The 9,372-nt window shown below is 44.2% G+C and carries 6 protein-coding genes and 1 pseudogene; 1 reads left to right on the forward strand and 6 read right to left on the reverse strand.

What is annotated here, in order from left to right; genetic code table 11:
- Positions 1-68 precede the first annotated feature (68 nt).
- The 5 genes from I3257_RS12020 to I3257_RS12040 form a co-directional block, all read right to left on the reverse strand.
- The gene (locus tag I3257_RS12020; RefSeq protein WP_238049893.1) at positions 69-1,754 is read right to left on the reverse strand and encodes an AMP-binding protein; all 1,686 of its coding nucleotides are present in this window, start codon (positions 1,752-1,754) and stop codon (positions 69-71) included.
- Between the two features lie 71 nt (positions 1,755-1,825).
- Positions 1,826-2,893, reverse strand: coding sequence for a CaiB/BaiF CoA-transferase family protein (locus tag I3257_RS12025; protein WP_238049899.1), 1,068 nt, complete (start codon positions 2,891-2,893; stop codon positions 1,826-1,828).
- Between the two features lie 52 nt (positions 2,894-2,945).
- On the reverse strand, positions 2,946-5,117 hold the full coding sequence (locus tag I3257_RS12030) for a 3-hydroxyacyl-CoA dehydrogenase NAD-binding domain-containing protein (protein WP_238049894.1): 2,172 nt from the start codon (positions 5,115-5,117) through the stop codon (positions 2,946-2,948).
- An 85-nt stretch (positions 5,118-5,202) separates the two neighbouring features.
- Positions 5,203-6,411, reverse strand: a complete 1,209-nt coding sequence (locus I3257_RS12035; protein WP_238049895.1) for an acetyl-CoA C-acetyltransferase — start codon at positions 6,409-6,411, stop codon at positions 5,203-5,205.
- A gap of 109 nt (positions 6,412-6,520) precedes the next feature.
- The gene (locus I3257_RS12040; RefSeq protein WP_238049896.1) at positions 6,521-7,672 is read right to left on the reverse strand and encodes an acyl-CoA dehydrogenase family protein; all 1,152 of its coding nucleotides are present in this window, start codon (positions 7,670-7,672) and stop codon (positions 6,521-6,523) included.
- A gap of 294 nt (positions 7,673-7,966) precedes the next feature.
- Between I3257_RS12040 and I3257_RS12045 the strand changes: the two genes are divergently transcribed.
- On the forward strand, positions 7,967-8,605 hold the full coding sequence (locus tag I3257_RS12045) for a TetR/AcrR family transcriptional regulator (protein ID WP_238049897.1): 639 nt from the start codon (positions 7,967-7,969) through the stop codon (positions 8,603-8,605).
- A gap of 239 nt (positions 8,606-8,844) precedes the next feature.
- Here I3257_RS12045 and I3257_RS12050 read toward each other — a convergent pair.
- Positions 8,845-9,372, reverse strand: a pseudogene (locus I3257_RS12050) (hypothetical protein); the annotation flags it as partial.

The raw sequence follows: 9,372 nt of genomic DNA on the forward strand, positions 1-9,372 counted from the left end.
TTATTGCGACTGATGATGGTCATGCTGTAGTGGTAAAATGGCCATGCAATGTTTCTCTTGAATAGTTGTTACGCTTCCTGAGCCAATTTTCTCAGCTTGTGACGCAGTATTTTTCCGACAGTTGATTTGGGTAACTCGTCTATGAATTCGATATGACGCGGGCATTTATAGGCGGCCAAATTTGCTTGGCACAGCGCTCTAATATCATCCTCATTTAAGCTATCATCAGATTTTACAACATAGGCTTTGACCGACTGACCCTGCAACTTATCATCGATACCCACCACTGAACATTCGGCAACCTTAGGGTGCTCCTCAATGATGTTTTCTACTTCGTTAGGATAAACGTTGAAACCACTGACGATAATCATGTCTTTTTTACGGTCATATATCTTAATAGCACCCTGCTCGTTCATAGATGCAATATCACCTGTCTTTAAGTAACCATCAGCAGTAAAAAACGTCGTATTGTCAATATTATGATAATGAGTAATGACATTGTCACCTTTGATGCACATCTCACCAACTTCATTTATAGCAAGAATATTTTCATCATCATCACGGATACTGATATCGACACTAGGCAGAGGTAACCCCACGTTGCCACTATATTCAGTGCCATTAAATGGATTGGCGGTACCCACGCCTAGCGTCTCAGACATACCCCAGCCTTCGAGGATAGGCAGACCTGTGACTTCACGCCAGCGCTTAGCAGTTTCAGGGGTCGCTGCCATACCACCAACTACAGTTAATTTGCATGCAGAAAAATCCAGCTCCTTAAATTTTGGGTTCATCAGCAGGGCTTGGAACAAAGTATTAACACCAGGCAATAGATGAAAAGGACGCTTGCGCAATATCTTGATAAACCCTTCAATATCACGTGGATTGGTAACCAGTGTGAGATGCTGACCCACACTCAACCCAACTATTGAGCAGATAAACGCATAAATATGATACAGCGGTAAAGCGACAATGGTATTTATTTGAGTACTATCAGACATGGCGTCATAGACTGGCTTGAACCATTCGACAAACTGGTAAGTGGCGGTCACAACATTTTGATTGGTAATCAAAATACCTTTGGCAACACCTGTCGTACCGCCAGTATATTGCAGCATTAATAAGTCGTCCGCGTGAATGGTAGGACGAGAATAGCTTAATTTTTTGGCGAATTTTAAAACGGCTTTATAGCGAGTCACGGTATAATGAGAATTGGATTTCAGCTGATAACGGGGAATGGCTTTTTTGACATATTTGGCAGCGATATTAACAAACGCACCTTTCACTACTCCTAACATATCGCCAATCTTGCTGATGACCACGGTTTTGACAGGCGTGTCTTTGATGATTTTCTCTAACGTTTTGCAAAATGGTTCTAATATAAATAATACAGCAGTATCTGAATCAGCCAATTGATGTCTCAATTCACGAGGACTATACAGCGGATTGATGAGCGTTGTGACCATACCAGCGCGAATTATCCCTATGACAATAGGCAGGTACTGGTTGACATTGGGCATCATGATGCCTATGACCGAACCCTTTGCTAGACCCAGACTTTGAATCCAAGCCGCAATAGCCAATGACATGCTATCCACTTGCCCATAAGTATAAGTAACACCCATGTTGGTGATAAATTTCTGGCTGGCATATTCTGTTAATTTGTCATCAAACAGGTCAATCAATGTATTATGTGGCGGCGTTATCTGTGCATTTATCCCTTTAGGATAATGCTGCGTCCAAAACTGATCCATAACTTACCTTCCTTGGTAATCAACTTATGAAAAACTCAATGGCTTTGAAGCATTTCTCATAAAAAACCTAGCTACTGAACCTGCTGCCATCCTGACGTTGCATCATACGCATCTTGATGGGCAAATAAGGGATGTGCTTTTGCTTCACTCAGGCTAAGCACAGGGGTGACACAGACATCAGCGAGCGCAAAAACTTGCTGCCAATGCTCAAGTGTTTGACTGGCAAATTTATCGCTTATCACCTTAGCCGCCGCTTGGCTTTCAGAGGTATTTGGCATAAACCCAAGTTGCCAATGGCTGTTTTTGAGCGCAGACAAATCCAATACTTCACACAGCCCTTGCCAGAATTTCAGCTCTAACGAACCAACGGCCATATAGCGCTCGTCTGAGGTTTTGTATAGGCGATAGCAGGGCAATAATCCACCCAAAAAATCATGATGCGGTGCTGGTTGTTGCCCTGAAAAGCTTTTCACCAGTGTTCCCGTTGCCTTTGGCATGACCATATGCTGATACAAGCTGTGCGTCATACTAACGGCAACATGACGACCTTTGCCCGTCCGCTGGGCGGCGAATACGGCAGCAAGCAGTGCAATCACAGCGGTATCACTGCCGCCTGCCAAATCTGCAAATTGAACGTTAGGCATCGCCTGCTCGCCGTCCGCCGTCTTTAATTGGTCTAAAACACCGCTCATCGCCATAAAGTTAATATCATGACCGGCTTTATCAGCCCAGTCATGATTAATATCAATTTTCGAATCGCTAGATGCCAAACCGTAACCAGTAATCGATACCACGACTAACTTTGGGTTAATCGCATGCAGCGTTGTAGCATCTAGTCCCATGCCTTCTAGAACGCCGGGGCGAAAGCTGTCCAACATCACATCAGCATTTGTAAGATGCGCTTTGATAGCAGCAATACCTTGGGGGTCACTGAAGTCATGACTTTCAGTAGTTTTACCGTGATTTAATGCTTTAAACAATTCGCCAAAGGCTCTAGCAGGATCACCATTAAGCGGTTCAATCTTAATGATTTCTGCGCCCAAATCTGCAAGCAAACGTGTGGCAAAGGGTCCCGGTAAATTACGAGTCAAATCAACGACGCGCAGTCCTTGTAAGCAATCTGCCATTAAATCTATCATTGAACCAGTACTCGTATTAATTGCAGAATGAATCGTAGAATTAACCATCAACTCAGTCATCAGAAAACACCTCACCTTTATCTGCCATGTCTAGCACAATCTGCGCTGGCTCAAAACGCTCACCGTATTGAGCCGCAAGTTCACGGCTACGCGTGATGAACGCCTCTAACCCCATCGCATTGATAAACTGTAGCGTACCGCCTTGATGTGGCGCAAAGCCCCAACCAAAAATGGAGCCGATATTGGTATCAGCGACAGAGCGCACGACATTTTCTTGATAACATTTAGCAGATTCGTTGGCTTGGATAAACATCAAACGATCGATTAAATCTTTCTGTGATGGCTGCGCGGCTTTTGCAGGGTATAAATTCATCAGCTCAGGCCACAAGTATTTGTCGCCATTATCGGCATACTCATAAAAGCCTTTACCATTCTTTTTGCCCTCGCGATTGTGTTCTTTGACCAGCGTTTTGAGTATCTCGTACGAGGGACGCACAGCAATGGGTTTACCTTCAGCTTGCATATCCAACTGCTGCTGTTCGCTCACGTGTAACGCCAAACTTAATGACACCTCATCTTGCAATGCCAGTGGCGGCATGGGCATACCCGTTTTCATGCCAGCAACCTCGATGCTGCGCGGATGGACACCCTCGCCTAACATCGCCACCCCTTCTGACACATAAGTACCAAATACTCGTGAGGTATAAAACCCCCGACTGTCATTAACGACGATAGGTGTTTTACCAATTTGTAGCACATAATCAAAGGCTTTTGCTAAAGTGGCGTCATCCGTTTGCTCGCCCATGATAATCTCAACCAACGGCATCTTGTCGACTGGCGAAAAGAAGTGTAGCCCGATAAATTGATTGGGACGCGTGCTGGCTTTTGCCAATCCAGTGATAGGCAGTGTCGACGTATTGGACGCATATACAGCAGTGTGAAGAATCACAGCCTCAGACTGCTCAGTACACTTGGCTTTAATCTCACGATTTTCAAACACCGCTTCAATGATAAGGTCACAGTCTGCCAAATCATCATAAGACACTGTTGGCTTGATGCGATTAAGTAACGCTTGCTTTTTCTCTTCCGTGGAGCGTTTACGGCTAATGGCTTTATCCAAAATGGTGGCAGAATATGCTTTGCCTTTTTCAGCACCTGCTATGTCAGTGTCGAGGAGTACAACGTCGATCCCCGCCTTTGCAGTGACATAAGCGATGCCCGCGCCCATCATGCCTGCACCTAAAATACCAACTTTTTTGGTTTTATAGTGCTCAAAGCCATTTGGACGAGATCGACCTCTTTTAATACTATTCAGCTGCGTCCATAGCGTATTAATCATATTTCTAGATTCAGCAGACAGCACACAAGCGGCGAAGTAACGCGACTCAAGCTCGAGTCCCGTATCGATATCCAATAAGCAGCCTTCGAACACGCAAGACATGATATGAGTAATGGCTGGATAATTGCCGTGTGATTTTTGATTGGCCATGGCAGGCGCGATAGAAAATATCGGCACAATACTAGGATTTTTACTATCACCGCCGGGGATTTTAAAACCTTTTTTATCCCATGGCTGCTGGGCACTGGGATTGGCGTTAATCCAGTCTGTCGCCTGCTTGAGCATATCTGCTTTATCAGTGGCAACGGCATCAATTAAACCCATATCTTTAGCAGCAGTTGGATGTAGCTCTTTACCTTGGGTCATCAGCTCCAATGCCACTTGAATACCAACCAATCGCGGTAAACGCTGAGTACCGCCGCCACCCGGTAGCAAGCCCAATTTGACCTCAGGTAGACCCAGTTTGGTTTTAGGAGCATCAATCGCGATACGATAATGACAGGCCAATGCCAACTCCAAACCACCGCCAAGCGCCGTTCCAGTCATGGCAGCGACGACAGGTTTACCTGATTTCTCTAGTTTGCGTAAACTGGCTTTCAGGTCTTCGACCAGCTCAAAGGCTTGTTCAGCAGTTTTAATATTAGCCAACTGATCAATATCAGCACCGACCACAAAGGTTTCTTTGCCAGAGGTTAAAATCAAACCTTTGGCGGATGCATCGTTGATAAAGCTATCAGTCATCACTGCAAAACTATCGGTGAAACCGTCACCGATGACATTCATTTTGCGACTGCTTTGTTCAATCGTGACGGTGACGATGCCATTATCAGATTCGGTAGAAAAGTGGTTCAATGCATTGATGGCGTCTACGCTGTTTGTGCTCATTTCAAATCCTTTTTGTATTATTCTATGTCGATATCAGTCACTAGAAACTAATGACAATCACTAAAATCTATTAGCGCTATCAGCACTATACGCGCTCAATGATAGTGGCAATACCCATACCGCCGCCCACACACAGCGTGATCATCGCGGTTTTTAGATCGCGACGTTCTAACTCGTCAAGCACAGTCGTCATGAGCATCGCGCCCGTTGCGCCAAGGGGATGACCCATAGCGATAGCGCCGCCATTGACGTTGACGATATCAAGCGAGAGTCCGAAGTCATCGGCAGTATTCAGCGGAACGGCAGCAAAGGCTTCATTGATTTCCCATAAGTCTATATCTGAAGCTTGCATACCTGCTTTTTTGAGCGCTTTTTGGCAGGCAGGCGTTGGCCCTGTCAGCATAATGGCAGGCTCTGAGCCAATGACTGAGGCCATGGTGATTTTGGCACGTGGTTTTAGACCTGCTTTTTTGCCAGCAGCTGCACTACCGACTAAGCAAATTGCCGCACCATCGACAATGCCTGATGAATTGCCCGCATGATGCACGTGATTCACTTTTTCAATGGTGGTATATCTGTCCAAGATAACGCTATCAAAGCCCATCTTACCCGGCATAATAAAAGAGGGATTGAGACCAGCTAAGGTTTCGATATTGGTATTGGGGCGGATGGTTTCGTCTTTATCCAATAACGTCATGCCATTGATATCCGTGACGGGAACGACCGATTTATCATAATAGCCCTGCTCCCAAGCATGCGCGGCGCGGCGATGTGACTCGGTAGCAAACTCGTCGACATCGGTGCGGCTAAAGCCTTTTAGCGTCGCTATGGTATCCGCGCCAACGCCTTGCGGAACAAAATGCGTCGCTTCATTAACCCGTGGATCCATATACCATGCACCGCCATCAGATCCCATCGGTACGCGGCTCATCGACTCTACGCCGCCTGCGATTACCATGTCCTCCATACCTGACATGATTTTGGCGGCAGCTAAATTGATAGACTCCAGACCTGAGGCACAAAACCGAGATAAAGTGACACCCGCGACACTTTGCGCCCAGCCAGCATCAATAACGGCTATACGGGCGATATCAGAACCCTGCTCACCAACGGGCGTGACGCAACCGAGCACCACATCATCGACCAAACTGGTATCCAAATGGTGGCGCTGTTGCATTTCCTTTAACAAGGTACGGGCAAGCCAAATTGGTGACGCCTGATACAAGGAGCCATCCTTTTTGCCTTTACCACGCGGGGTACGGATAGCATCATAAATGTAAGCAGTCTCAGTCATAAAAATCCCTTTTTATTTTTTATAATAAATAACAATAATGGCAATATAATCGCCATGTTAGAATCAAGAACTAGAACCAACAATTAAAATAGACCATTACATCAGCCATTTACATAAAGCGTGACGCCAGCTCTTTCATGATTTCATTGGTGCCGCCGTAGATTTTTTGTACTCGCGCATCAGCGTACAAACGAGCAATCGGGTATTCTGTCATGTAGCCATAACCGCCAAACAGCTGAACGCATTCGTCGATCACGTCACACTGCTTTTGGGTCACCCAATATTTAATCAAAGACGCCTGCGGTACCGTCAATTTGCCTTCTAACATGGCATCGACAGCGGCATCACACATCGTGCTGGCAGCGAGATAATCGGCGTAGCATTCTGCCATTTTAAAGCGTGTATTTTGAAATTTCCAAATCGGTTTGCCAAACGCTTCCCGACCTTTGACATACTCTAGGGTCAAATTAATCGCCAGCTTCATCGCACCAACGCCCGTTAAAGCAATAATTAGACGCTCGCGTGGCAGCTCTTGCATCATTTGAATAAAACCCATGCCTTCGACAGTGCCCAATAGATTCGTTTGCGGCACACGGACATTGCTAAAAAATAGCTCTGACGTATCTTGTGAGGTCAGACCAATCTTATCAAGATTACGACCACGCTCGAACCCTTCTACCTTGTCCGTTTCTACCACGATAAGCGAAACGCCTTGCGCACCTTTTTCACGATCGGTTTTGCAGGCGAGCAAAATCAGGTTGGCATGCTGACCATTGGTAATAAAGGTCTTTGAGCCATTGATAACGTAATCATTACCGTCTTTTACCGCATAGGTTTTGATGTTCTGCAAATCTGAGCCAGTACCCGGTTCGGTCATAGCAATCGCAGCTACATACTCACCGGTCGCCATCTTAGGTAGCCATTCTTTCTTCTGCGCTTCCGTACCATGACTCAAGATATAAGGCGCGACAATACCTGAATGTACCATGCCACCAAATCCTGATTGATTGGCCTCCGCTTGCGCATAAAGAAGCGCCGCTTCATGACCAAAATTACCACCACCGCCACCGTACTCTTCAGGTATCGAAGCGCATAAAAAACCCATGGCGCCCGCCTCGTTCCAAGCTTCACGGTCAATCATGCCGTTTTTACGCCACTGCTCATCCTTTGGTTCCCAGCTCTTAAACATTTTAAGCGCACTGTCATGCACCATTTGATGTTCTTCGGTCATCCAATTCGGGGTAAAACTTTCAATACTCATATTGTCTGTCCTTGACGATGGGGAATTGATGATGGTTAATATAAAAAAGATAGTAAGTAAAATCTCAATTTTATGGTAATTTATATTACCGTTAGAAATAACTTATATATTCTTTATACTTACTAAGGTATAAGACTTATACTAGGACAGTAAAAGACAATGCGCAACCAATTAAATAATAATAGTAATTAACATTACCCAACTTACTTTTATCTTATTAATACTTAAATGATGTACTACTTCAAGCATGAACTATCTAAAAATACCTACCGTAAAGGAGCTACGAAACCAACGATGAAAACCACAAGCCAGATACCTAGCACGATTGAAACCCGCGCCTTAGCACCTTTATCAGAGATGCGCCCTACGACTTTGGATAAGATTGAAAAAGCCGTTCGTAAAGTATTTGCAGGTTTTGACTCTAATGAGGTGACCATGGTACAAATTGCAAAGTCTGCCAATGTTTCTCTACAGACTCTTTATAAATATTTTGGCGATAAACAAACGCTGTTTTATACCATTATGGATATTGTATTAGGTAGATTGGCGGCGCGTATCATGGATCATTTGCAAGGCATTGATAGCGTGCAAGATAGGCTACGCAAGACATTATGGGTCTGTTTTGACTTTGTAGATGCACATCCTGATGCCGTGATGGTGCTGTCTTCGGTATCGGCATCACGTATACGTAACATTGCGATTTATGAAAATAAAGAGCTGATTGGAGCATTTTTAAATGTATTAGAAGATGGTCAAAAACGTGGCGTACTAAATGACACCGTGCCACTTTATATACTTTTTGATGTATTTATGGGATTCATTAGTCGCCTTGGCTTAATGCATATCATTCGCCAGACCGATACACCCATTAATGCAGAGTTTGATGCTTTATTTGTGATGTTATGGCGCGCCATATCAAAGCCTGATGTGTAAAAATCCTATATAAAGTAGATACGGTGTCAGACCCGATTAGCCTACAACTTGTAGTACTTTCACTCACCTTCCTTGTATCCAAATTATATTGAACAGACTATATAAAATAACTTGTACAATATTATGAAAATTCATACTCGCCAAATTTTAATTCTCACAATCAAAAGCCAGAACGAAAAAGCCTCACTTTATAGTGAGGCTTTGCTTAAAAAAGCGAGACTGTGCTTAAAACTCAAAAATCAATATTCCTTAGATTTTTTTAGCTTATATTCTTCAACTTTATCAACCATTTCATAATTTTGTTCAGTCATCTGTTGATAGCCATTGCTCACACTACCATAGGATGTATTTTCACTATCATGCTGAGCATGCACAACGTCATATTTAATCTGCTTAATATCTTCTGCAAACGATGCATAAGGAATATCTAGCACCGCAAACAGCTTTGCTAAAAATACATCGGCGGTAAAATATTTATCAACATAGCTGCCATCAAGCCCAAGGTATTTGTTTGATAGTACATGGCGCAGGCGCTCACAAGCAGGCATAGTGTGTTTCAAAGGATAGCCCATGGCTTTGACAATATCTTGCGAACCCAGCTCAAGTGTCGCTATCTGATTTATCGCATATTGTGCGAGAAGGTGACGTGGATGATAGCGACGGGTATATTTGGATTGATTGGTAATGTGGCTCATGATATTGAACACCTTAAACTCCTGTAACTCCGACGAAAAAGGGTGAAATACGCCCAAATAGGCAAATAAAAT

This window comes from Psychrobacter sp. Ps7, from assembly GCF_022129225.1.
Classification (GTDB): Bacteria; Pseudomonadota; Gammaproteobacteria; order Pseudomonadales; family Moraxellaceae; genus Psychrobacter; species Psychrobacter immobilis_A.